Below are 23,833 nucleotides of genomic sequence, written 5' to 3' on the forward strand. Positions count from 1 at the left end.
GTCCCTTGGAAGGTTGGAGGGGGGGAGGGTAATATGGGCGGTGCGGTTCAAGCTGCCCCCCAGCATCAGGGCCACGAGGAGAACGGCAATGGCCAGTACGGCCCAGGTGACCCAATTCAGCTTCTGCTTATCCATGGCCCGTTACGCCCCGTAATCGGCGGGCCGTTCTTCCCGGAGGCCGAAACGCCACTCGACGGCGTCGGCGATGCGGCGGCAGGCGTGCCCGTCGCCGTAGGGATTCACGGCGTGGGCCATCTTGTCGTAGGCCTGCTTGTCCCGGATGAGCCGGGTGGCCATGGTGACGATGTCGTCCTGGACGACGCCCGCCAGCTTCACGGTTCCGGCGGCCACGGCCTCGGGCCGTTCCGTCTCCCGGCGGAGAACCAGCACGGGCTTGCCCAGGGCCGGNGCCTCCTCCTGGAGCCCGCCGGAGTCCGTCAGNACTAAGAAGCAGCGGTCCATCAGGTTGTGCATCTCGTCGGCGGGCAGGGGGTCGATCAAATGGACCCGGGGCGCGCCTCGGAGGTATTGATCCACGGCTTCCCGGACCACCGGGCTGAGATGGACGGGGTAGACCAGTTCCACGTCCCGGTTCTCCTCGGCAATCTGCCGGAGGGCCAGCATGATTTGTTTCATAGGCTCGCCGTAGTTCTCCCGCCGGTGGCAGGTGACCAGAAGAACTTTCTTCTCCCCGTAGGGCAGACGGTTCAGCTCATCTGTGGTGAAANGGTAATCCTTCCGCACGGTGNTGTTCAGCGCGTCGATGACGGTGTTTCCCGTGATGAAGATGCCCCCGGGGTCCTGTCCCTCCCGGAGGAGGTTTTCCCGGTTCCCGGCGGTGGGGCAGAAGTGCAGGTCCGCGATGGAGGAGGTCAGCACCCGGTTCATCTCCTCGGGAAAGGGGGCGTATTTGTCATAGGTCCGCAGGCCCGCCTCCACATGGCCCACGGNAACCTGATGATAATACGCGGAGAGAGCCCCGGCGAAGGTGGTGGAGGTGNCCCCGTGGACCAGGATCATGTCGGGCTTCAGCTCGTCGATGGCCTCGTCCATGCCCAGGAGGCACTTGCTGGTGATGTGGGAGAGGGTCTGCCGGGGGGNCATGATGTCCAGGTCCCGGTCAGGCCGAACGCCGAAGACCTCCAGCACGCTGTCCAGCATCTGCCGGTGCTGGGCGGTAACGCAGCAGAGGCTTTCAATGCCGGGACGGGAGGCCAGCTCCTTTACCAGAGGGCACATTTTGATGGCCTCCGGACGGGTGCCGAAGACGCTCATGATACGCACGTTTTTCATGTCTGCTCCTTGTCCCCATGACCGGGGGCTTCCTCTTTTTCCTGGTGTTCGCCGTGGTGTCCCAGATCCCTGAGCTCCTCAAGCTCTTCGTGGAGCTCCTCCCGGATCTCCTTGGGGAACACCACCCGGGCGGCCACGGCCCCTACGATGCACAGCGTCGCGAAGAAAAGCATGGCCTTCTGCTCCCCTCCGGTGGTCAGCACCACGGCGGAGAGGCCCAGCATGGCGGAAATGACGTACAGCGTCGCCACCGCCTGTTTCTGATTCAGCCCCATGTCGATGAGCCGGTGGTGGATGTGGCCCCGGTCGGCGTGCATGGGGCTTTGCCCGTGGGCCAGGCGGCGGATGAAGGCGAAAGTAGTATCGAAAATGGGCAGTCCTAAAATCAGGAAGGGCACGGCGAAGGAGATCACCGCGTAGAACTTGAAGAGTCCCTGGATGGACATGGTGGCCAGGATATAGCCCAGNAAGGTGGCCCCGGTGTCCCCCATAAANATCTTGGCGGGGTTGAGGTTGTAGGGCATGAAGCCCACACAGGCCCCCACCAGCGCCGCCATGACGATGGCGACCTGGGCCTCGGAGGCCAGGAGGGCGATGACCAGCATGGTGGTGGCGGAGATGGCGGAGACACCGTTGGCCAGGCCGTCCAGCCCGTCGATGAGGTTCACCGCGTTGGTGATGGCTACGATCCAGAGCACCGTGAAGGGCACGGACAGGGGGCCCAGCACCCAGTAGAGGCTGTCTGAAAAGATGTTGGGGTTGGAAAAGGCCTGAATGACCACGCCGTTCAAGGCGGGGATCAGGGCGGCGGCGATCTGGACCACGAATTTCAGCATGGCGGGCAGGGCCATGATGTCGTCCACCACCCCCAGGACCACGATGATGACGGAGCCCAGGAGGATGCTCTGCATCTGGCCGTTCCCCCCCCGGACGCCGCCCAGGATGAGGACGCTGACCATAAAGCCAATGAAGATGGCCAGGCCCCCCAGGCGGGGGATGGGGACCTTGTGCATCCGGCGGGCGTCCTTAGGCACGTCCACCGCCCCCACCTTGTAGGCGAAGGTTTTTACCACGGGGGTCATCAGGAAGCTGACGACCAGCGCCGTCAAAAGGGCGAGGGCCACATAGGCAATCAGCCGGTTATCTAAGGGCATGTTGCGTTCTCCTTATNTGGGTAGAAACCCGACCTTTTTGTAGACCTTGGCCANGGTGCGGCCGGCAATGCGGGAGGCCCGCTCCGCGCCCTGGCGGTAGAGGCCCTCCAAATACGCCTTGTCGGCCATCAGGCGCTGGGCCTCCTCCCGGATGGGGCGGAACAGCTCGATGACCGCGTCGCCCACGGCGGGCTTGAAGACTCCGTAGCCCTGGCCCTGGAATTCGGCCTCCGCCTCCTCCAGGGTCTTTCCTGCGGCGGCGCAGTAGATTGTCAGCAGATTGGAGACACCGGGCTTCGACTCCTTGTCATAGCGGACGGCGGTTTCGCTGTCGGTGACGGCCCGCTTGAACTTCCGCTGGATGACCTCCGGCGGGTCCATCAGGTTGACGCAGCCGTCGGGGTCGGATTTGCTCATCTTGTTCATGGGGTTGCCCAGGCTCATGATCCGGGCGCCCTGGTCCACTCTTTGAATGAAGGGCTCCGGCAGGGTGAAGGTGTCGCTGTAAACGCCGTTGAAGCGCTGGGCGATGTCCCGGCACAGCTCCACATGCTGGCGCTGGTCCTCGCCCACGGGCACCAGGTCCGTCTGGTAGAGCAGGATGTCCGCCGCCATGAGCACCGGGTAGGTAAAGAGGCCGGCGGTGATGTTGTNGGCGTGCTGCTGGGATTTCTGCTTGAACTGGGTCATGCGGCTCAGCTCGCCGAACTGGGTGCAGCAGCTCAGCACCCAGCTGAGCTCCGCGTGCTGGGGGACGTGGCTCTGGATGAAGAGGATGCTCTTCTCCGGGTCCAGGCCGCAGGCGACATACTGGGCCAGCTGGCCCAGCGCCCGGCGGCGCAGATCTGCGGGCACCTGCCGCACGGTGATGGCATGCATATCCACGATGCAGTAGACGCACTCGTATTCGTCCTGAAGGGCGACCCAGTTTTTGATGGCGCCCATATAAGACCCAAGGGTCAGCTCTCCGCTGGGCTGGATGCCGCTGAAAATCCGTTTCTTCTTGCTTTCCATAACATACCTCGCTGTCCGGTTCCGGAGCGCCGGAACCTGCTCAATTTTACTAGTTTACCACGAACTGGCGAAAAGTGCAATTGCCGGAGGGCAAAAACGGTGGAGATTCCTTTTTATTGAATTATCGAAGATAAAGCATGGCGCCCGCCCCTTTCAAAATGCCGGCCGATTCCCGGACGAAGGGTCAAAAAAAGACCCCCATCCCAAGAAAAGACCTGTTGCAGGTATCTTTGGGACAAAAGCCTTAAAACTTCTGCGGTGCCACCCAAATTGGCGGTTTCAAACCGCCCGCTCGGCGGCGCGCCGTCACGCGCCTTTCCTTGGTAACGGGGGAAAAGCCCGTCGAAGCGTAATGAGGGAGCCTGCTCCCGGTTCAGCCCGCCCTCCGCGGTCCATTCAACAGGCTTGCGTCTGCCGCCCTTCCACCACCGGCGGCTCGCTATGAGAACCAAGACCCCGTTTACTTCTCCGCATCATCGGTTTGCGCTTATATGTTTTATACAGCATACGCCGCGGGGCCGGGTTTGTCAAGTGCCGGNGCGCANTTTGACGGTTTTTATAAACGCGGACCCTTCAGGACGGGCCGTTTCCCCTGTTTTTGAACAGGTTTTTTGAACAGGTTTTTTGGCAAAACCCCTTGTGATTTCAAGATTTTCTTGCTATACTAATTAAGATTGAAAATTTTTGACGCCATAGGAGGAAGCAGCATGCCGGACGAGAAGAAGGATGAAAAAAAGCAGGAACAGCCGGGCCGGGGCCTCTACGATTGGGCCCAGGCGCTGGTGTGCTCCGTATTGGCGGCGGTGGTGATGTTTGCCTTCGGGGCCCGGGTGGTGGGTGTCTCCGGCGGTTCCATGCGGGAAACGCTGCAAAACGGAGATCTGCTGCTGGTGGTGAACCGGGTTCTTTGCGGGGATTTTGAGCGGGGCGACGTGGTCATTGCCGCCAAGGCCGGTTTTGAGAACGGAGAGCCCATTGTCAAGCGGGTCATCGCCACGGAGGGAGAGACCGTGGACGTGGATTTTGACAACGGCGTGGTCTATGTGGACGGCCAGGCCCTGGAGGAGCCTTATATCCGGGAGGCCACCCATCTGTCGGAGGGAACGGAGTTCCCCTTCACCGTGCCGGAGGGCTGCGTCTTCCTCATGGGGGACAACCGCAACGGCAGCCGGGACAGCCGGGCCCCGGAGCTGGGGGCGGTGGACCAGCGCTGCCTCATCGGCCGGGCGGTGTTTTTGCTGCTGCCGGGAATGACCGAGGACCTGGGTATGCGGGAGTGGGATCGCATTGGGTCGCTCTGAGGAGCGGTACCCTGGAATCAAGGAGAGAAAGAGACATGCAGAAAGAAGCGCGGGCGGAACCGGAGAAGAAGGGCCGGGGCCGCGAAATGTACGAGTGGGTCCAGGCCCTGGTCTGCTCCGTGCTGGCCGTGGTGCTGGTATTTACCTTCGGCGCACGCCTCATCGGTGTGGACGGGCACTCCATGGTGCCTACCCTCCAGGACGGGGACCGGCTGCTGGTGCTGAACTCCATGCTCTGNGGCGGATATGAGCCGGGGGACATCGTGGTTTTGCGGAAGGAGAGCTTCCTCCCCACGCCCATCGTCAAGCGGGTCATCGCCGCGGAGGGCCAGGTGGTGGACATCGATTTTGGGTCCNGCGTGGTCTATGTGGACGGAAAACGCCTCCATGAGGACTATATCAACGAGCTGACCTTCACGCCGGAGGGAACGGAATTTCCCCTCACCGTGCCGGAGGGCTGCGTTTTCGTCATGGGGGACAACCGCAACCACTCTACCGACAGCCGGAGNAGTCAGCTGGGCACCATCGACACGCGCTATATCATTGGCCGGGCGGCGTTTCTGGCCCTGCCCGGCCCGGACGCCGAAACGGGAATCCGGGACTACGGACGAATTGGAGGAATCGGCTAGTGGAAATCCAATGGTACCCCGGGCACATGGCAAAGACCCGGCGGATGATCGGGGAACAGCTGAAAAACGTGGACGCGGTNTGCGAGATTTTGGATGCCCGCATTCCCCGCTCCAGCCGCAACCCGGACATAGACGGCCTGACGGCGGGGAAACCCCGGCTGGTGGTTTTGAACCGGGCGGACCAGGCGGACCGGGAAGCGACCAAAGACTGGGCGGCTTTTTTCAAGGAAAAGGGCTGGGCGGTGCTGGAAACGGATTCTAAGAGCGGCGCGGGCACGNCGAAATTTTCCGCCGCGGTCCGGGAGCTGCTGGCGGACAAGCTGCGCACTGACGCCGAGAAGGGCCAGACGGGCCGGGTGNTCCGGGTCATGGTCCTGGGCATCCCCAACGTGGGAAAGTCCACCTTTATCAATAAAATCGCGGGCCGGAAGACCGCCAAGGCGGAGGACCGCCCCGGCGTCACCCGCTCGAAGCAGTGGGTGCCCATTGACCGGGGGCTTGAGCTGCTGGATACCCCCGGCATCCTCTGGCCCAAGCTGGACGACAAGGACGTGGGGCTCCATCTGGACTTTACCGGCGCGGTGAAGGACGAGATTCTGGACACGGAGANACTGGGGTGCCATATGATGGCGTACCTTGCGGAGCACTACCCAGAGGCGCTGAAAACCGGCTACAAGCTCCCCGCCCTTCCGGAGCGGGAGGGGGAGGAGAACGACGTGGCCTACGGCTGGCGGCTTCTGGAGGCCGCCGGGCGGCGGCGGGGCTTTCTTGTCTCCGGCGGCGAGGTGGACACCGAGCGCATGGCGAAGATTCTTCTGGACGAGTTCCGCTCCGGCAAGCTGGGGCGGTTTACCCTGGAGGTACCGTAATGGGAGATAACAAGCGATGGTCCGCCGCCGACTTCGCGGCGCTTTTATGGGTGGCCCTGCATTTGTATACTAGCGTCAGCGCGTTTGGATACGGCTTGTATCAAACATATACAACGCGGTTCTGGATTTTGCTGGGGGTATGGCTTGTGGGCCTGCTGGTTCTGAACGTGCGGCTTGTCTCCGGGGGAGCGGGGCTGCTTCGTTTCGTGAAGTGGTACTGGGGGTTCAGCGCCGCGCTGGCCGCAGGAGTGATTTTGGCTGCGGAACTGGAGTTGATCCGGGATGTGAATGGGATTCTTGTTTTTGGGGTGCTTTGCACCTTCCTGACGCCGCTGAATCAACTGCTGGCCTTTACGTGGCTGCTGTTTCAATGGCTGGCGGGCTTGCCGGGAATGGTCCGGTACAGCGGGGGATGCGGGGCGGTATTGTTCGTCTGCGTGATTCATTTCATCTATTTCGCCTGGCTCCACCGCCGGGCCAAAAGGAGAGAAGCCCATGGACCTGTGGACCCCGGAGCGGGAACAGTGGAATAGGGGGTACGGCTTCCTCTGCGGCGTGGACGAGGCGGGGGCGGGCCCCCTGGCGGGGCCGGTGTACGCCGCCGCCGTCATCCTTCCCCGGGAAATCGAGATTCCCGGCCTGAATGACTCCAAGAAGTTGACCGAGAAAAAACGGGAAATCCTCTTTGACGAGATTACCGCTCAGGCGGAGGCGTGGTCCGTGGCCTTCGCCACGGCGGAAGAAATTGACGAAATGGATATCCTCAACGCCCGGATGCTGGCGATGCAAAGAGCCATCGACGGCCTGTCCGTGAAGCCGGACCTGGCCCTCATCGACGGCAATCGGGATCACGGCAGCCGGTTTGCCATAGAAACGCCCCACGCCACCCTGATTGGCGGGGATGGAAAAAGCGCCTCCATCGCCGCGGCTTCCATTCTGGCAAAGGTCAGCCGGGACCGGCATGTATCCCGGGAGCTGGATGCCCTTTACCCGCAATACGGTTTCGCAAAGCACAAGGGTTACGGCACGAAGGCCCACTATGCCGCCCTGAACCGGCACGGCCCATGCCCGGCCCACCGGAAGACCTTCCTGAAAAAGTGGGAGGCCCGGCGGTGAGCGGGACAAAGGCCTCCGGGGACCAGGGGGAAGCCCTGGCAGGGCGGTATTTGGAGGCGCGGGGCTATACCATCTTAGACCGCCAGTGGCGCTGCCGCTTCGGGGAGCTGGACATTGTGGCCCGCAGCCCCGAGGGCGTCCTCTGCTTTGTGGAGGCAAAGCGCCGGGGCCCCGGCTCCATCGGGCTGCCCCGGGAATTTGTGGACGGGCGGAAACAGCAGCGCCTCCGCCGGGCTGCGAATCTCTACATGGGCTTTCACGGCCTGGACTGCCCCGCCCGTTTCGACGTGGCGGAGGTTTACGAGGGAAAAGACGGCGCGCTCCGGGTGGAGTACCTGGAGGACGCCTTTGCATAGAATCAAAAACACAACCAGAAAGGTGAGATACAAGACATGAAGTATTTGAGCACCAGAGACCGTGCCCTGCGGGTGACCGGGGCCGAGGCCGTGAAGCTGGGCCTTTCCCGGGACGGCGGGCTGCTGACCCCGGAGGCCGTTCCCCAGATTGGCGAGGCCTTTTTGAAGAGCCTTACCGGGGCCTCCTACCAGGAGCGGGCCGCCAAGGTCATGTCCCTTTATCTGACGGACTACAGCGAGGAAGAGCTGCTGGGCTTTGCGAATAACGNCTACGGTCCCGATAAGTACGGCCACCCCGCCGCCGCCCCCCTGCGGAAGGTGGACGGTTCCACCCACTGTCTGGAGCTGTGGCACGGCCCCACCTCCGCCTTTAAGGACATGGCCCTCCAGATGCTGCCCCAGCTCCTCTCCGCCGCCCTGCGGAAGACCGGGGAGGACAAGACGGTCTGCATCCTGGTGGCCACCTCCGGCGACACCGGCAAAGCCGCCATGGAGGGTTTCGCCGGCGTGCCCCAGACGAAAATCATGGTTTTCTACCCCAAGGACGGCGTGTCCAAGGTCCAGGAGGCCCAGATGGTCACCCAGGACGGGGAGAATGTGGGCGTCTGCGCCGTGGTGGGCAACTTCGACGACGCCCAGGCGGGGGTGAAGCGCATATTCTCCGACGAGGGCATCCGGGAGACCCTGGCGAAGCGGGGCTATCTCCTGTCCTCCGCCAACTCCATCAACTGGGGCCGCATCCTGCCCCAGGTGGTTTACTACATCTCCGCCTACTGCGACCTGCTCCGGGACGGGGAGATCAGCATGGGGGACAAGGTGAACTTCTGCGTCCCCACCGGCAACTTCGGGGATATCCTGGCGGCGTATTACGCGAAGCGCATGGGCCTGCCGGTAGGGAAGCTTATCTGCGCGTCCAATAAAAACGACGTGCTGACGGACTTCCTCCGTACTGGCGTGTACGACAAAAACCGGCCCTTCCACACCACCATGAGCCCCTCTATGGACATTTTGGTGTCCAGCAACTTGGAGCGGCTGCTGTTCGACCTCTCCGGGGAAAATGATTCGGAAGTCCGGGGCTATATGGAGGCCCTGAACGCCAGTGGAAAGTACGAGGTTTCGGAGACTATCAAGTCGGCCCTCCGGGAGCAGTTCTGGGGCGGCTTCTGCGNCGAGGCGGGGACTACTGCCACCATCGCCCGGTATTATAAGGAGCACGGCTACCTCATCGACACCCACACCGCCGTGGCGGCGGGAGTGCTGGAGCAGTACCGGGTGGAGACCGGGGACAAGACCCCGACCATCTTTGTTTCCACTGCTTCCCCTTATAAATTCTGCGACCATGTGCTCCGGGCCATCGGCGAAGCCCCCAAGGCGGACGGCGTGGAGCTGCTGGACCAGCTTCACGAAAAGACCGGCGTGGCGGTGCCCCGGCGGCTGGCGGCCCTGAAGGGTAAGAAACGGCGGTTTGACCTCACCTGCGAGAAGCCGGGCATGGACGGCGTGGTATTGGATTTCTTAAAATAAAGAGCGACGGGCATCAAACAGAAAGGGGGGAGCTGCTATGGCCCTCTACGCCATCGGAGACCTGCACCTCTCCCTGACGGCCGACAAGCCCATGGAGGTCTTCGGCCCCGCCTGGGAGAACTACACCGCCCGCATTGGGGAAGGCCTCTCCGCCCTGACGGCGGAGGACGTGCTGGTCCTGGCGGGGGACACCTCCTGGGGCATGAGCCTGGAGGAGGCGGAGGCCGACTTTCAATTCCTGGACNGGTTCCCCTGCAAGAAGTATCTGGTGAAGGGAAACCACGACTACTGGTGGACCACCGCCGCCAAGCTCCACCGCTTCTTTGACGAGAAGGGCATCCACACCCTGGACCTCCTCCATAATAACTGCGTCTTCTACGGGGATTATGCCGTCTGCGGCACCCGGGGCTGGTTTTTGGAGGAGGACGCCCACAACGTCAAGGTCCTCAACCGGGAGGTGGGGCGGCTGGAGGCTTCTTTGAAGGCGGCGGGGGAGAAGCCCATTTTGTGCTTCCTCCACTACCCGCCACTATACCAAGGCTATGAGTGCCCGGAAATCTTGGAAACGCTGGAAAAATACCGGGTTTCCACATGCTGCTACGGCCATCTTCACGGCCACGCCATCCGCCGGAGGCTGGAGGGAAAACGGGGAGAAACGGAGTTTTCCCTGATCTCCGCCGACTATCTGGGCTTTGTTCCAAAAAAAATTTGTGATTGAAGGAAAAAAGACTGGTATTTTCAATTTTTTTCTGATAGAATACTTATTTGCCCGGCCATATACGTTTTGAGTGCCGGGAATGAACGGAGGAAAACAGACATGAGTGTGAAAAGCTGCGAGAAGATCGAAAAAAGCCAGGTCGCGTTGACCATCGAGGTGGAGGCCGCGGAGTTTGAGGCCGCCATGGAAAAGGCGTACCGGAAGATGCGGGGCAAGATCAACGTCCCCGGTTTCCGCCCCGGCAAGGCCCCCCGGAAGATCATCGAGGGCATGTACGGCGCGGAGGTGTTCTTCGACGAGGCCATCAATATTGCCTTCCCCGACGCCTATGAGGCCGCCGTGAAGGAAAAAGAGCTCCAGGTGGTGGGCTATCCGTCCGTGGAGCTGGTGGGCGAGTGCACCCGGCAGGGCTTTACCTTCAAAGCTGTCGCGCCCGTGTATCCCGACGTCACCCTGGGCCAGTATAAGGGCCTGACCGCTCCCAAGGAGGAAGTGCAGGTCACATCCGAGGACGTGGACCGCCGCCTCCAGACCCTCACCGACCGGAACACCCGCCTGGTGTCCGTGGAGCGGGAGGCCAAGGAGGGCGATACCGCCGTCATCGATTTCGAGGGCTTCCTGGACGGAAAGCCCTTCGACGGAGGCAAGGGGACCAACCACAGCCTGGAGCTGGGTTCCCACAGCTTTGTTCCCGGCTTTGAGGAGCAGGTCGCGGGCATGAAGGCCGGCGAGGAAAAAGACATCGACATCACCTTCCCCGAGGACTACCACGCGGACCTGGCCGGCAAGGCCGTGGTCTTCAAGGTCAAGTGCCACGAGGTCAAGGAGAAGGAAGTTCCTGCCCTGGACGACGAGTTTGCCAAGGACGTCAGCGAGTTCGACACCCTGGACGAGCTGAAGGCGGATCTCGAAAAGCAGATCAAAGAGGAGCGGGAGAAGGACGCCCAGCGCGGCTTTGAGGACGCGCTGATGGAGCAGGTGGCCCAGGGCATCACCGCCGAGATCCCCGACGCCATGGTGGAGGGCCAGGCCCGGCAGTTCNTGGAGAATTTCCGCACNCAGATCGCCCAGCAGGGAATCCCCTATGACCAGTATCTCCAGATGACCGGCATCCAGGAGTCCAAGCTGCTGGAGGATGCCAAGGAGCCCGCCCTGCGCCAGGTGAAGATGGACCTGGCCGTCATGGCCGTCATCAAGGCCGAAAACATTGAGGCCGGCGACGAAGATGTAGAGGAAGAATACAAGAAGCTGGCGGAGCAGTTCGGCATGGATGTGGAGATGGTAAAGAAGTACATCCAGGCCGACCAGGTGAAGGACCAGGTTTGCAGCCGCCGGGCCATCGACGTGGTGGTGGAGAGCGCCACCGCTGTGAAGCCGGAGGAGAAGCCCGAGGAAAAACCCGCGGAGGAGCCCGCCGCGGAAGAGAAGAAGCCCGCCCGGAAGCCTCGCAAGAAGAAGACGGAAGAGTCCGAGGGTGCGGAGCCGGACGCGGAAGAGAAAAAGCCCGCCCGGAAGCCCAGAAAGAAGAAGACGGAGGAGACCGAGGAGCCGAAGGACGCCGAATAAGCCGAATCTTTACTTGCGGATTCACAGATTCGACACATTTTCACATGATGCCTGTGGTATCATGTGAAAATGGTTATATGGGCATAACTGCCGGGCGCTGGAGCGCGCTTCACCCCTGGCAGGCCCGCACAAAAGACTGGAGGTTATCAAATTGAGTCTAGTTCCCTACGTAGTCGAACAGACCAACCGGGGCGAGCGGTCCTATGACATTTTCTCCCGGCTGCTGAACGACCGGANCGTCTTCCTGGGCGANGAGGTCAACGCCACCACGGCCAGCCTGATCGTGGCCCAGCTCCTCTATCTGGAGGCCCAGGACCCGGATAAGGACATCCAGCTGTATATCAACAGCCCCGGCGGATCGGTTACCGACGGCATGGCGATTTACGACACCATGCAGTACGTCAAATGCGACGTGTCCACCATCTGCGTCGGCATGGCGGCCAGCATGGGAGCCTTCCTCCTCTCCGCCGGAGCCAAGGGCAAGCGCATCGCCCTGCCCAACGCGGAGATTATGATTCACCAGCCTTCCGCCGGCACCCAGGGCCAGATTACCGATATGGCCATCCACCTGAAGCGGTTGGAGACGATCAAAAAGCGGATGAACCGCATCCTGTCGGAAAACACGGGCCGGTCCATCGAGGAAGTCACGGACGCCTGCGAGCGGGACAACTTCATGAGCGCCGAGGAGGCCAAGGAGTTCGGCCTGATTGACAAGATACTGGTCAACAAGGAAGAGAAAAAGGACGAGGCCTAAACGCGAAGCCCCATCCCCGATAGAAAGGTAAAAACCATGAACGACGACGGCAAGAAAACTCTGCGGTGTTCTTTCTGCGGCAAGCATGAGCAGCAGATCCGCCGCATGATACAGGGCCCCGGTGTGCGTATCTGCGACGAGTGCGTCCACCTGTGCATGAGCATTCTGAACGACGGCTTCGAGCCCGACGCCCCGGCGCTGGAGGACCTGCCGGACCAGCTGCCCACGCCCCGGGAGATTAAAGATGTGCTGGATCAGTATGTTATCGGCCAGGACGAGGCGAAGGTCGCCCTATCCGTGGCGGTGTATAATCATTACAAGCGCATCTTCTTCGGCGGGGACGAGGACGTGGAGCTCCAAAAGAGCAATATCCTGATGCTGGGCCCCACCGGCTCCGGCAAGACCCTGTTCGCCCAAACTCTGGCCAAGATTCTGAAAGTGCCCTTCGCCATTGCCGACGCCACTACCCTTACGGAAGCGGGCTATGTGGGCGACGACGTAGAGAACATTCTCCTCCGCCTTCTTCAGGCGNCGGACTTCGACGTGGAGCGCNCTGAGCACGGCATCATCTATGTGGATGAAATCGACAAAATTGCCCGGAAGAGCGAAAATACCTCCATTACCCGGGACGTTTCCGGGGAGGGGGTGCAGCAGGCGCTGCTGAAAATTGTGGAGGGGACCGTGGCCAACGTCCCGCCCCAGGGCGCCCGGAAGCATCCCCATCAGGAATTCATCCAGATGAACACGAAGAACATCCTCTTTATCTGCGGCGGCGCGTTCGACGGGCTGGAAAAAATTATTGAAAANCGCCTGGATCAAAAGAGCATCGGCTTTGGGGCCAACATCCAGGGAAAGAAGGACAAAGACCTGAGCAAAATCCTCCACGAGGTCCAGCCCCACGACATTCTGAAGTACGGCATCATCCCGGAGCTGGTAGGCCGCCTTCCGGTTATCGCGCCGCTGAACGGCCTGAGGCGGGAAGACCTGGTCCGCATTCTCCAGGAGCCGAAGAACGCCTTGGTGAAGCAGTACAAAAAGCTGCTGGAGTACGACGACGTGGAGCTGGAATTTGAAGGCGAGGCGCTGGACGCGATTGCCGACAAGGCCATTGAGCGGAACATCGGTGCACGGGGCCTTCGGGCCGTCATGGAGGGTATGCTGACTCAGATCATGTACGACATCCCCTCGGACCCTACCATCGCCAAAGCCGTTATTACCAGGGAGTGCGTAGACGGTACGGGCCGGCCCGTTTTAACAAAGGACCCGGAGAAGGTGAGCTATTCCGTGAAGCTGAATCCGGGCAAGAGCGGAAAATCCCGCCCGCCGAAGTCCGCATCCTGACACAAGAAGACGCCCGGCCCCGCGCCGGACTGAAAGAGAGGAAGGGAGTAACGTCCCTTCCTCTCNGGTTGTANGNACATCTTCCATTCCGTACCATTATTTTCCAGAGCCTGGAAAGGAGCGTGAATCCTATGACGCCGATGGAACCGGCTACGATCAATATGCCTGTGCTGGCTCTTCGCGGTCTGACGGTCTTCCCTCACATGAATCTGACCTTCGACGTGGAGCGGCCCATCTCCATTGCGGCCCTGGAGCGGGCCATGGAGGGGGAGCAGGATGTTTTCCTGGTCACCCAGCGGGAGATCGGAGTGGAGCAGCCGGAGGAGAAGGACCTGTATCAAATTGGCACCGTCTCCCACATCCGGCAGATTCTCCGCCTGTCCTCCGGTTCCGCCCGGGTGATNGTGGAGGGCCGGAGGCGGGCCCGCCTCCGGCGNTTGTGGCAGTCCTCACCTTACTTGCAGGCCAATATTNAGGTGCNGCNGGAGNAGGTTNCCTCCGAAGCCAGNAGCCCCCGGGCAGAGGCCCTGCTTCGCCAAGCCTGGAGCCTCTTCAGCGAGTACGCCCAGCTTTCCGGATCGGTTCCGGGGGAGATTGTCACCGCTGTGATNGATGGCCGGGACGTGGGGTATCTGGCGGACTTCATTGCCCAGAACATCCCCCTGCGGCACACGGATAAGCAGGGGATTCTAGAGGAGCTGGCCCCCTTCGTCCGGATGCGGAAGCTGAACGGCCTTCTGGCCAGGGAGTGCAGCATCCTGGGTTTTGAGCATGAGATGGAGGGCAAGATCCGGGACCAGCTGATTCGCACGCAGCGGGACCAGATTCTCCGCACGCAGATTCGGGTCCTCCAGAACGAGCTGGGGGAGGACGACGAGGATGAAGTTGAGGATTATTGCCGCAAGATTTTGGAGCTGCAGTTGGAGGAGGAGGCGGAGAAGCACCTGCTGAAGGAAGCAGGGAAGCTCTCCCGCCAGCCCTATGGCAGCGCCGAGGCGTCGGTGATCCGAAACTATTTGGATGTATGCCTGGAGATGCCCTGGAACACAGAGACGCGGGAGCGCGTCAGCGTGGAGGCCGCCCGGAAGGTGCTGGAAAAGGATCATTTCGGCCTGGCGAAGGTGAAGGAACGGATTTTGGAAACCATCGCCGTCCGGCAGATGAACCCCAAGGGCAAGGGGCAGATTTTATGTCTGGTGGGCCCGCCGGGGGTGGGAAAAACCTCCATTGCCATCAGCGTTGCCAAGGCGCTGAACCGGAAGCTGGCCCGGCTTTCTCTGGGCGGCGTCCGGGACGAGGCGGACATCCGGGGCCACCGGCGGACCTACATCGGCTCCATGCCCGGCCGGGTCATTGACGCCATCATCCGGGGCGGGTCCATGAACCCGCTGCTGCTGCTGGACGAGATCGATAAGCTGGGGAACGATTACCGGGGAGACCCGGCCTCGGCCCTGCTGGAAGTGCTGGACAGCGAGCAGAACCATTCGTTCCGGGACCACTATATGGAGATTCCCGTGGACTTGAGCCGGGTGATGTTCATTACCACCGCCAACACCACGGACACCATTCCACAGCCCCTGCTGGACCGGANGGAGNTTATCCGCCTCAGCAGTTACACCGACGAGGAGAAGGTGGAGATCGCCCGCCGCCATCTGCTGCCCAAGCAGCTGGCGGAGCACGGCTTGAAGAAATCCTCCCTCCGGGTGGGGGACGATGTGCTCCGGGCCGTAATCCGGGACTACACCCGGGAGTCCGGCGTCCGGCTGCTTGAGCGGCGCATTGCGGCCCTATGCCGGAAAACGGACATGAAGCTGGTTTCCGGCGAGACGAAGCGGGTGACGGTAATGGAGGAAGATCTTCCGAAATTCCTGGACTGCCAGCCCTATCCCCCCGCCCTCCATACGGAGAGGNAGGAGACCGGCGTGGTNAACGGCCTGGCATGGACGGNGACCGGCGGCGAGATTCTGGAAGTCGAGGTCGNTGTGTGCGAGGGCACCGGCAAGCTGGAGCTCACCNGAAACCTGGGCNACGTGATGAAGGAGNCGGCCCAGGCGGCCCTGAGCTGCATCCGCAGCCGGGCGGCGGTGCTGGGCGTGGAAGCGGAGTTTTATAAAAACAAGGACATCCATGTCCACTTCCCCGAGGGAGCGGTGCCCAAGGACGGTCCCTCGNCGGGCATCGCCGTCACCACGGCCATGCTCTCCNCNCTGACGGACCGGAAGGTCAAGGCGGGCCTGGCCATGACGGGAGAGGTGACCCTCCGGGNACGGGTGCTGGCCATCGGCGGGCTGAAGGAGAAGACCATGGCCGCCCTGCGAAACGGTATCGGCACGGTGCTGATTCCCAAGGACAATATCCGGGACCTGGAGGAAATTGACCAGACGGTCCGGGCGGCGCTGAACTTCATTCCGGTGGAGACCGTGGATCAAGTCTTTGCCGCGGCGCTGGTGCCCATGCCGGAGGCGGCTCGTGAGGAAGCGCCGGTCTTTCCCCCTATCGGCCGGGAAAAGAAAGAAGCCGCTGTTCTCCGGCAGTAAAGGAGGGGAAGGATGTCTATCAATTTTGGAAAAGCGGAATTTGTCCGTTCCGCCGGGACCAGGGAACAGTTCCTTTGGGACGGTTTGCCGCAGTTTGCCTTTGCGGGCCGGTCCAACGTGGGGAAGTCNTCGGTGATCAACCGGCTCCTGGGCCGGAAGAACCTGGCCTATGTGGGGTCTTCCCCGGGGAAGACCACCCAGGTGAACTACTTCCTGGTGGACGGGAAAGCCTACCTGGTGGACCTGCCGGGCTACGGCTATGCCAAAGTCTCCAAGGCGGAGAAGGAGCGCTGGGGGCGCCTGATGGAAAGCTATTTCCAGGAGGCCCATATCACCGCCGGCGTGCTGATTGTGGACGCCCGGCACAAGCCGACGGCCAATGATTTGACGATGCACGGCTGGTTTCGGGAGACGGGCTGTCCGGAGATTGTAGTGGCCAACAAGCTGGATAAGCTGAAAAAGAGCCAGATTGACCCAGCTTTGGCTTTGATTCGGGAGACGCTGGAGCTGGGGGAGGAGGACGTGCTCCTGCCGTTCTCCGCCGAGAAGGGAACGGGGAAGGAGGAGCTCATCCGCCTTCTGAACGCCGCTGTAGAATAAAAAAAGAAGAGCCGCCCGGCTGGGCGGCTCTTTTTCTATACAGGCTGCTTATTGCACGATGAGGGTTTTTCCGTCCATTTCCGGCGGACAGGCCAGGCCCATCACATCCAGCATCGTCGGCGCGATATCGGCAAGCCTTCCGTCGCTCCGCAGCTCGGACCCCGCGCCGCAGAGAATGAAGGGCACAGGATTCGTGGTGTGGGCGGTCATGGGGCTTCCATCTGGCTCCACCATCTGCTCCGCGTTTCCGTGGTCGGCGGTGATCATAGCGATGCCTCCCATTTTCAAGGTGGCGTCCACCACCTTGCCCACGCAGGTATCCACAGTTTCCACCGCCTTGACCGCAGCGTCAAAAATTCCGGTATGGCCCACCATGTCGCAGTTGGCAAAATTCAGGATGATGACGTCGTAGGCCCCGGATTCAATGCGCTCTACACATTTTTCGCAGACCTCCGGGGCGCTCATCTCCGGCTGAAGGTCGTAGGTAGCCACCTTGGGGGAGGGAACCAGCACCCGGTCCTCCCCGGGGAAGACGGTTTCGCTGCCGCCGTTGAAGAAGAAGGTCACATGGGCGTACTTCTCCGTCTCCGCGATGCGGAGCTGGGTCATGCCCATTTTGCTGAGGTATTCGCCCAGGCCGTTATTCACCAGCACCCGGGGGAAGGCCACCTCCACGTTGGGCATGGAGGCGTCATACTCCGTGTTGCACACAAAGGTCAGGGGGAAGAACTGCCGGGTGAAGCCGTCAAACTCCGGGTCCACCAGAGTCCGGGTAATCTCCCGGGCCCGGTCGGGGCGGAAGTTGAAAAAGATCACGCTGTCGTTGTCGGAAATAGAGCCGTCGGCATCGCAGACCACGGGCTCCACGAACTCGTCGGTGACGCCCTTTTCATAGGACTTTTTCACCGCGTCCACGGGGTCCGGGTTGTTGATGGGGCTCTCGCCGTAGACCATGGCGTCATAGGCCTGCTCCACCCGGTCCCAGCGTTTGTCGCGGTCCATGGCGTAGTACCGGCCCATGACCGTGGCGATTTTGCCCACGCCGATTTCCTCGCACTTTTCCACCGTCTGGGCCACAAAGCCCGCGCCGGAGGTGGGGGACACGTCCCGCCCATCCAGGAAAGCGTGGATATAGACCCGGGTGAGTCCCTTGTCCTTGGCCATTTTCAAAAGGGCGAAGAGGTGGGTCAGGTGGGAGTGGACGCCGCCGTCGGACAAAAGGCCGAACAGGTGCAGGGCGGAGCCCTTTTCCATACAGGTGTCCATGGCGTGGAGGTAAGCGGGATTTTGGAAAAAGCTGCCGTCCTCAATGGAGCGGGTGATGCGGGGCAGGTCCTGGAAGACCACCCGGCCGCCGCCGATGTTGGTGTGGCCCACCTCGCTGTTGCCCATCTGCCCGTCGGGCAGGCCCACGTCCAGCCCGGAGGCGGAGAGGGTTGTGTGGGCGAACTCCTGGAAGAAGCCGTCCAGCCGGGGCGTTTTGGCGGTTTGGACGGCGTTTCCCGTCTCTCCGCCACCGGTGCCGAAGCCGTCCATGATGATCAAAGTAGTCGGTGTTNTGTTCATTAAATACTCCTCCTCAGGGGAGAATTGAAATCATTTTCCTGACGGCATGTGCGTCAGGAAAATTCCCCGATTCGTGCGCCTTGGGCGCATACACCCGTGACTGATGTCACTGGTGTGGGGGAATCCAAAGGGGGGGCGGAGTCCCCCCCTTTGAGACGAAGTCATTCTTGATTGGCCGCGTTGATGATCTCCACGAACTGGTCGGGCTTCAGGGCCGCGCCGCCAATGAGTNCGCCGTCGATGTCGGGCTGGGCCAGGAGCTCAGCGGCGTTCTTGGCGTTCATGGACCCGCCGTACTGGATCGTGACGCTCCGGGCCACCCGGGCGCCGTACAGGGAGCGGATGGTGGCGCGGATGTTGGAGCAGACCTCACCGGCCTGCTCGGCGGTGGCGGTCTTGCCGGTGCCGNTGGCCCAGATGGGCTCATAGGCGATGATGCAGCGGCGCAGCTTGTCGGCGGGCACGCCGAAGAGGGCGCTCTTCACTTGGAGGGCAATCCACTCGTTGGTGATGCCGGTCTCCCGCTGCTCCAGGCTTTCGCCCACGCAGATGATGGGGCTCATACCGGCGTTCAGCACGGCGTGGACTTTTTTATTGACGGAGACGTCGGTTTCGCCGAAGTACTGGCGGCGCTCGCTGTGGCCGATGATGACGTACTTGACTGCCAGGTCTTTCAGCATATCGGCGGAGATCTCGCCGGTGTAGGCGCCCTTCTCCTCAAAGTAGACGTTTTCGGCGCCCACGGAGATGCGCAGATCCTTGAAAGCTTTGGCAGCGGTGGAGATGTTGCAGGCGGGGACGCAGATCAGCGTTTCGCACCACTTGGCCCGGGGCATAATCTTGCGGATTTCCTCGGCAAATTTCTTGGTTTCGCTGGCGGTCATGTTCATCTTCCAGTTTCCGGCGATGACGGTTTTGCGATATCTGCGGTTCATGATGTTCAAAACTCCTTTATATTTATGTTTTCAAGATGGCGGGCGTCAGGGCCCGTGGGAAAGCAAAAAGCAATCAACTAATATATAGCCGAACTGAGGGAAAAAGTCAAGGGCGCAGAGTGCTTTNTCCTGAACTTTTTCCTCAAAAATACGGCGTCAGGCGTCCAAAAGGCACGCCACGCCCGGCAGCTCTTTGCCTTCCAGGAACTCCAAAGAGGCTCCGCCGCCGGTGGAGATGTGGCTCATCTTGTCGGCGTAGCCCAGCTGCTCCACCGCCGCCGCGCTGTCTCCGCCGCCAATGACGGTGATGGCGGAGGTTTTGCTCAGGGCCTCGGCCATGGCCTCGGTGCCCTTGGCGAAGGCGGGGAACTCAAACACGCCCATGGGGCCGTTCCAGATGACGGTGCNCGCGCCGGACACGGCGTCACAGTAAAGCTTCACCGTCTCGGNCCCGATGTCCAGGCCCTCCCAGCCNTCGGGAATTTCCCCGGCCTNNNCGAGCTGGCTCTTGGCGTCGGGAGCAAACTTGTCGCCGCAGACGGTGTCCACCGGCAGAAGGAACTTCACGCCCTTGGCCTCGGCCTTGGCGATCATCTCTTTGGAATAGTCCATCCAGTCGGATTCCAGCAGGCTGTTGCCCACCTTGCCGCCCTGGGCGGCGGAGAAGGTGTAGGACATGCCGCCGCCGATGATAATGGTGTCGGCGATTTCCAGCAGGTTGTTGATAACCCCAATTTTGGAGGAGACCTTGGCCCCGCCCAGGATGGCCACCAGGGGCCGCTTGGGGCTGGCGATGGCGCCGCCCAGGAAGTCCAGCTCCTTCTGGATCAGGAAGCCGGAGACGGCGGGCAGGTAATCGGCCACGCCGGCGGTGGAGGCGTGGGCCCGGTGCACCGCGCCGAAGGCGTCGGACACGTAGACCTCCGCCATGGAGGCCATGGCCTTGGCAAGCTCCGGGTCGTTTTTGGTCTCGCCTTTTTCAAAGCGGGTGTTTTCCAGCAGCAGAATCTCGCCGGGCTTCAGGGCGGCGGCTTTGGCCTTGGCGTCCTCGCCCACCACGTCGGCGGCCATAGAGACGGGCTTGCCCAGCAGCTCGCCCAGGCGCTTGGCCACGGGAGCCAGGCTCAGCTTCGCCAGGGACTTCTTCCACTTTTCCTCGGTGAGGGAAGCGGGGTCCTTGCCCTTTTCGGCCTGCTTCTTGACCCATTTGTCAAAGCTGGCCTCGGGCTTGCCCAGGTGAGAGCAGGCGATAACGGCGGCGCCTTGCTCCAGCAGGTACTGAATGGTGGGCAGGGCGGCCACAATGCGCTTGTCGCTGGTGATCGCGNCGGTCTCCTTGTCCTGGGGGACGTTGAAATCGCAGCGCAGCAGCACCTTTTTGCCGGACACCTCTACGTCTTTGACGGTCTTCTTGTTGTAATTCATCTCAGGACTCCTCCTAAAAAGAACTTATTTCTCGGCGCGAACGCCGGTTTAAACATATTATAGGTGCGCCATTTCTCCCGTACCCAAAAGGCCGGGGAATCCGCTTTGCCGCAGGGCCTCGTATACGCATACGGNTACGGCGTTGCTCAGGTTCAGGCNCCGGGCCTCGTCCACCATGGGCAGCCGGACGCAGCGCTCCCGGAACCGCTCCCGGAAGGGGAGGNGCNGCCCGGCGGTCTCCTTGCCGANGAAAAGCCAGCTGNCTTCCGTGAATGCTGCCTCCGTGTACGGCTGGGGAGCCTTGGTGGTGGTGAGCCAAAGGTCCGACGCGGCCTCTGGAGGGCGTCGGAAGAGGTCTTCCAGATTCTCGTAGTCCGAAACCTCCACCAAGTGCCAGTAGTCCAGGCCGCAGCGCTTCATGTTCCGCCGGATGGCGTCCTGGGAGATGTCGAAGCCCAGGGGGCGGACCAGATGGAGGCTGGAGCCGGTGGCGGCGCAGGTGCGGGCGATGTTCCCGCAGTTCTGGGGAATCTCCGGTTCCACCAGTACGACGTGCAGCATAGGGGCCCTCCCGCTTTTTCACAGAATAGTGTTATTGTAATCTATTACCTTAACAAATTCAACTACATTCTTTGAAAAAATTACATTTTTGATTAAAACATACCAGGGGGAAAAAGCAAATTCTGCGAAACGCCGAAAAAAGCCGGGAGATTTGGGGGCTTTTCTCTCTTTTTCCGTGAGCTCTGACAAAAAAGAACAAGAGACAGGAAAAAATTTGGAAAAAATTCTAGGGACAAATTCACCGTAACCACTGGATTTTCCCCAAAAGTTTGCTATAATGGAGTTGTCTTTAGTAAAAATGTGCAAAGGAGGGCGAGTTCATGAGTTGTCCGAAACAGGCTGTTTTGATTTTTGAGGAAGACGCCGCCGTCCCGGCGGGCTTGAAGCCGCTGATGCTGGAAACCGTGCTGTCCCGTCCCATCCTATCCNGGGTATGCGACCGATNGCGGGCTGAAGGCGTTCAGCGGCTTTTCGCTGTCTGCGGCCCCCGCTTCGCGGAGGAAGCCCGGGGCATCCTGCCCCCGGAGTCCGCNGTTTCCGAGCAGTGGACGGACCTGGAGTCGTTTTTGGACACGGACGGCGCCACGCTGGTACTTCCCAGGGCCGCGTTCCCCATGGAGGAGGCGGGGCCGGGCTTTGCCTACGCCGCGCCGGGCCGGGAACTCCGGGAGACCTGGCGGGTGAACATGACCAACAGCGTGCAGGGCGCGGAGCTGGTCTCCGGCTGGCTGCCGGTCTACGGGCCGGACACCGTGGCCGAGATTGAGGCGCTGCTGCGGCANAGGGAAGCCTCCAAAGGAAATGGGATAAAGAAAAAAGTGAATTCCTCCGGCCAATGACGNGGCTGGACAAAAAAATAAATGACCGGAGGCCCGGTCATGGAAAGAGAGCGTTTAGGATATGATTTCACACGGGAAAGATATCAAGGTGTTCTCCGGCAACGCGAACCTGAAGCTGGCAAAGGAAATCTGCGCGCAGATGGGCACGAAGCTGGGAGAGGCCGAGGTCGGCGCCTTCTCCGACGGTGAGGTGTTTGTCTCCCTGTATGAGACCGTCCGGGGCAGCGACGTTTTCGTGGTCCAGCCCACCTGCAGCCCGGTTAACAACAACCTGATGGAGCTGCTCATCATCATCGACGCGCTGAAGCGGGCCTCCGCAGGCCGCATTACCGCCGTCATTCCCTACTACGGCTATGCCCGGCAGGACCGGAAGGCCAAGGCCCGGGACCCCATCACCGCCAAGCTGGTGGCCAACATGATCACCGCCGCCGGGGCGGACCGGGTGCTGACCATGGACCTCCACGCCGCCCAGATCCAGGGCTTCTTCGATATCCCGGTGGACAACTTGGCGGGCAACCCCATTTTCGTGGACTACTACGCCAAGAAGTTTGGCGGCAGCTGTGAGGACATGGTGGTGGTATCCCCGGACGTGGGCTCTGTCTCCCGGGCCCGGGCCTTTGCCCAGAAGCTGCACATGCAGCTGGCCATTGTGGATAAGCGCCGCCAGCGGGCCAACCACTGTGAGGTCATGAATGTCATCGGCGACGTGGAGGGACGGGACTGCATCCTCTTTGACGACCTGGTGGACACCGGCGGGTCCCTCTGCAATGCCGCCCAGGCCCTGATGGACAATGGGGCCCACAGCGTCCACGCCTGTGCCTCCCACGGCGTGCTCTCCGGCCCGGCCATTGACCGGATCAATGCCAGCCCCATTCAGGAGCTGGCCCTGCTGGACACCATCCCGGCCATTCAGCCGGAGCTGAGCAGCAAGGTGAAGTATCTCTCCGTGGCGCCTATGTTCTGCGAGGCCATCGAGCGGGTCTATCAGGAGGTTTCCATCTCCAAGCTGTTCCGCTGAGGCCGGCGTCCGCATCTATAAAACAATAGAGCCATCCAAGGCGGGGAAGTCGTACTTCCCCGCCTACGTGGGTTGTGCGGAATGGTCGAATTTTTGATTTTTTTGGAAAGGCGGGACCGATATGCTGTTTGGAAATAAGGGCTCCTCCGTGGAGTGGCTGATCGCGGGGCTGGGGAACCCTGGAACGAAGTACGAGAACACCCGGCACAACATGGGCTTTCGGGCAGTGGAGCTGCTGGCGGAGCAGAAGGGCGTGAAGCTGAACAAGGTGAAGTTCAAGTCCGCCTACAACCTGATGGAGTTCGCCGGGGCCCGGTGCCTGGTGATGAAACCTCAGACCTACATGAACCTCTCCGGCGAAGCGGTGCGGGAGGCGGCGCAGTTTTATAAAATCCCCCCGGANNATGTGCTGGTGATTTACGACGACGTGGCCCTTCCCGTGGGAAAGCTGCGGGTACGGCCCACCGGTTCCGCCGGGGGGCACAACGGCATCAAAAACATCATCGCCCACTTGGGCACCCAGGACTTTCCCCGAATCAAAATCGGCACCGGGGCCCCGGAGGACAAGGACGGCATGATCGACTGGGTCATCGGCGTCCCCTCCCAGAAAGAGCGGGAGGTCCTTCTGGAAGCCTTCCGGCGGGCCATCGAGGCGGCGGCGTGCGTCATTGAGCACGGCTGCCAGAGGGCCATGAACGATTTTAACTGACTGCAAAG

General features: G+C 61.4%; 22 protein-coding genes. 15 read left to right on the forward strand and 7 right to left on the reverse strand.

The features are described 5' to 3' along the window. Window positions 1–141: 141 nt before the first annotated feature. The 3 genes from wecB to trpS form a co-directional block, all read right to left on the reverse strand. Window positions 142–1,293: a non-hydrolyzing UDP-N-acetylglucosamine 2-epimerase gene (wecB, locus tag JX325_RS01405; RefSeq protein WP_204789395.1), complete on the reverse strand. Its 1,152-nt coding sequence runs from the start codon at window positions 1,291–1,293 to the stop codon at window positions 142–144. Then, complete coding sequence (locus JX325_RS01410) at window positions 1,290–2,447, reverse strand: MraY family glycosyltransferase (protein ID WP_204789396.1); 1,158 nt, start codon at window positions 2,445–2,447, stop codon at window positions 1,290–1,292. The genes wecB and JX325_RS01410 overlap by 4 nt, the downstream gene beginning before the upstream one ends. 12 nt (window positions 2,448–2,459) lie before the next feature. After that, window positions 2,460–3,461 (reverse strand): tryptophan--tRNA ligase, encoded by a 1,002-nt coding sequence (gene trpS, locus JX325_RS01415; RefSeq protein WP_204789397.1) that lies wholly within the window; start codon window positions 3,459–3,461, stop codon window positions 2,460–2,462. A gap of 707 nt (window positions 3,462–4,168) precedes the next feature. Between trpS and lepB (JX325_RS01420) the strand changes: the two genes are divergently transcribed. The 13 genes from lepB (JX325_RS01420) to yihA all read left to right on the forward strand — a co-directional run bounded on the left by lepB (JX325_RS01420) (window position 4,169) and on the right by yihA (window position 16,772). Further along, window positions 4,169–4,762, forward strand: a complete 594-nt coding sequence (gene lepB, locus JX325_RS01420; RefSeq protein ID WP_204789398.1) for a signal peptidase I — start codon at window positions 4,169–4,171, stop codon at window positions 4,760–4,762. A gap of 35 nt (window positions 4,763–4,797) precedes the next feature. Then, window positions 4,798–5,391 carry a signal peptidase I gene (lepB, locus tag JX325_RS01425; RefSeq protein WP_204789399.1) on the forward strand — a complete coding sequence of 198 codons (594 nt, stop codon included), beginning with the start codon at window positions 4,798–4,800 and terminating at the stop codon, window positions 5,389–5,391. After that, complete coding sequence (gene ylqF, locus JX325_RS01430) at window positions 5,391–6,260, forward strand: ribosome biogenesis GTPase YlqF (RefSeq protein ID WP_204789400.1); 870 nt, start codon at window positions 5,391–5,393, stop codon at window positions 6,258–6,260. Before lepB (JX325_RS01425) ends, ylqF begins: the two co-directional genes overlap by 1 nt. Then, on the forward strand, window positions 6,260–6,793 hold the full coding sequence (locus JX325_RS01435) for a hypothetical protein (RefSeq protein WP_204789401.1): 534 nt from the start codon (window positions 6,260–6,262) through the stop codon (window positions 6,791–6,793). Before ylqF ends, JX325_RS01435 begins: the two co-directional genes overlap by 1 nt. Beyond that, window positions 6,756–7,376: a ribonuclease HII gene (locus tag JX325_RS01440; protein ID WP_204789402.1), complete on the forward strand. Its 621-nt coding sequence runs from the start codon at window positions 6,756–6,758 to the stop codon at window positions 7,374–7,376. Before JX325_RS01435 ends, JX325_RS01440 begins: the two co-directional genes overlap by 38 nt. Beyond that, window positions 7,373–7,732 (forward strand): YraN family protein, encoded by a 360-nt coding sequence (locus tag JX325_RS01445; RefSeq protein ID WP_243413859.1) that lies wholly within the window; start codon window positions 7,373–7,375, stop codon window positions 7,730–7,732. The genes JX325_RS01440 and JX325_RS01445 overlap by 4 nt, the downstream gene beginning before the upstream one ends. Window positions 7,733–7,768: 36 nt before the next feature. Further along, a complete protein-coding gene (gene thrC, locus JX325_RS01450; RefSeq protein WP_204789404.1) occupies window positions 7,769–9,256 on the forward strand; it encodes a threonine synthase in 1,488 nt (495 codons plus the stop codon). A 37-nt stretch (window positions 9,257–9,293) separates the two neighbouring features. Beyond that, entirely contained in the window at window positions 9,294–9,974 is a 681-nt protein-coding gene (locus tag JX325_RS01455; protein ID WP_204789405.1) for a metallophosphoesterase, read from the forward strand. Window positions 9,975–10,073: 99 nt separating this feature from the next. After that, the gene (tig, locus tag JX325_RS01460) at window positions 10,074–11,540 is read left to right on the forward strand and encodes a trigger factor (RefSeq protein WP_204789406.1); all 1,467 of its coding nucleotides are present in this window, start codon (window positions 10,074–10,076) and stop codon (window positions 11,538–11,540) included. A 151-nt stretch (window positions 11,541–11,691) separates the two neighbouring features. Continuing rightward, window positions 11,692–12,294 (forward strand): ATP-dependent Clp protease proteolytic subunit, encoded by a 603-nt coding sequence (locus JX325_RS01465; protein ID WP_204789407.1) that lies wholly within the window; start codon window positions 11,692–11,694, stop codon window positions 12,292–12,294. A gap of 36 nt (window positions 12,295–12,330) precedes the next feature. Continuing rightward, window positions 12,331–13,635 carry an ATP-dependent Clp protease ATP-binding subunit ClpX gene (gene clpX, locus JX325_RS01470; RefSeq protein WP_204789408.1) on the forward strand — a complete coding sequence of 435 codons (1,305 nt, stop codon included), beginning with the start codon at window positions 12,331–12,333 and terminating at the stop codon, window positions 13,633–13,635. Window positions 13,636–13,775: 140 nt separating this feature from the next. Continuing rightward, complete coding sequence (gene lon, locus JX325_RS01475) at window positions 13,776–16,172, forward strand: endopeptidase La (protein WP_204789426.1); 2,397 nt, start codon at window positions 13,776–13,778, stop codon at window positions 16,170–16,172. 12 nt (window positions 16,173–16,184) lie between these two features. Further along, window positions 16,185–16,772, forward strand: a complete 588-nt coding sequence (yihA, locus tag JX325_RS01480) for a ribosome biogenesis GTP-binding protein YihA/YsxC (protein ID WP_204789409.1) — start codon at window positions 16,185–16,187, stop codon at window positions 16,770–16,772. 48 nt (window positions 16,773–16,820) lie between these two features. Here yihA and gpmI read toward each other — a convergent pair whose 3' ends face one another. The 4 genes from gpmI to JX325_RS01500 form a co-directional block, all read right to left on the reverse strand. Further along, window positions 16,821–18,338, reverse strand: coding sequence for a 2,3-bisphosphoglycerate-independent phosphoglycerate mutase (gpmI, locus tag JX325_RS01485; RefSeq protein WP_204789410.1), 1,518 nt, complete (start codon window positions 18,336–18,338; stop codon window positions 16,821–16,823). A 161-nt stretch (window positions 18,339–18,499) separates the two neighbouring features. Further along, window positions 18,500–19,273, reverse strand: a complete 774-nt coding sequence (gene tpiA, locus JX325_RS01490) for a triose-phosphate isomerase (RefSeq protein WP_204789411.1) — start codon at window positions 19,271–19,273, stop codon at window positions 18,500–18,502. A gap of 156 nt (window positions 19,274–19,429) precedes the next feature. Further along, window positions 19,430–20,698 carry a phosphoglycerate kinase gene (pgk, locus tag JX325_RS01495; RefSeq protein WP_204789412.1) on the reverse strand — a complete coding sequence of 423 codons (1,269 nt, stop codon included), beginning with the start codon at window positions 20,696–20,698 and terminating at the stop codon, window positions 19,430–19,432. A gap of 57 nt (window positions 20,699–20,755) precedes the next feature. Next, entirely contained in the window at window positions 20,756–21,259 is a 504-nt protein-coding gene (locus JX325_RS01500; RefSeq protein ID WP_204789413.1) for a tRNA (cytidine(34)-2'-O)-methyltransferase, read from the reverse strand. A gap of 900 nt (window positions 21,260–22,159) precedes the next feature. Between JX325_RS01500 and JX325_RS01505 the strand changes: the two genes are divergently transcribed. Together JX325_RS01505 and pth are read left to right on the forward strand one after the other, a co-directional pair. Next, window positions 22,160–23,116 carry a ribose-phosphate pyrophosphokinase gene (locus tag JX325_RS01505; protein WP_204789414.1) on the forward strand — a complete coding sequence of 319 codons (957 nt, stop codon included), beginning with the start codon at window positions 22,160–22,162 and terminating at the stop codon, window positions 23,114–23,116. A 121-nt stretch (window positions 23,117–23,237) separates the two neighbouring features. After that, entirely contained in the window at window positions 23,238–23,825 is a 588-nt protein-coding gene (gene pth, locus JX325_RS01510; RefSeq protein WP_204789415.1) for an aminoacyl-tRNA hydrolase, read from the forward strand. Window positions 23,826–23,833 lie beyond the last annotated feature (8 nt).

Origin of the sequence: Oscillibacter sp. CU971 (assembly GCF_905219725.1) — a bacterium.
In the GTDB taxonomy this organism is placed as follows: domain Bacteria; phylum Bacillota; class Clostridia; order Oscillospirales; family Oscillospiraceae; genus Oscillibacter.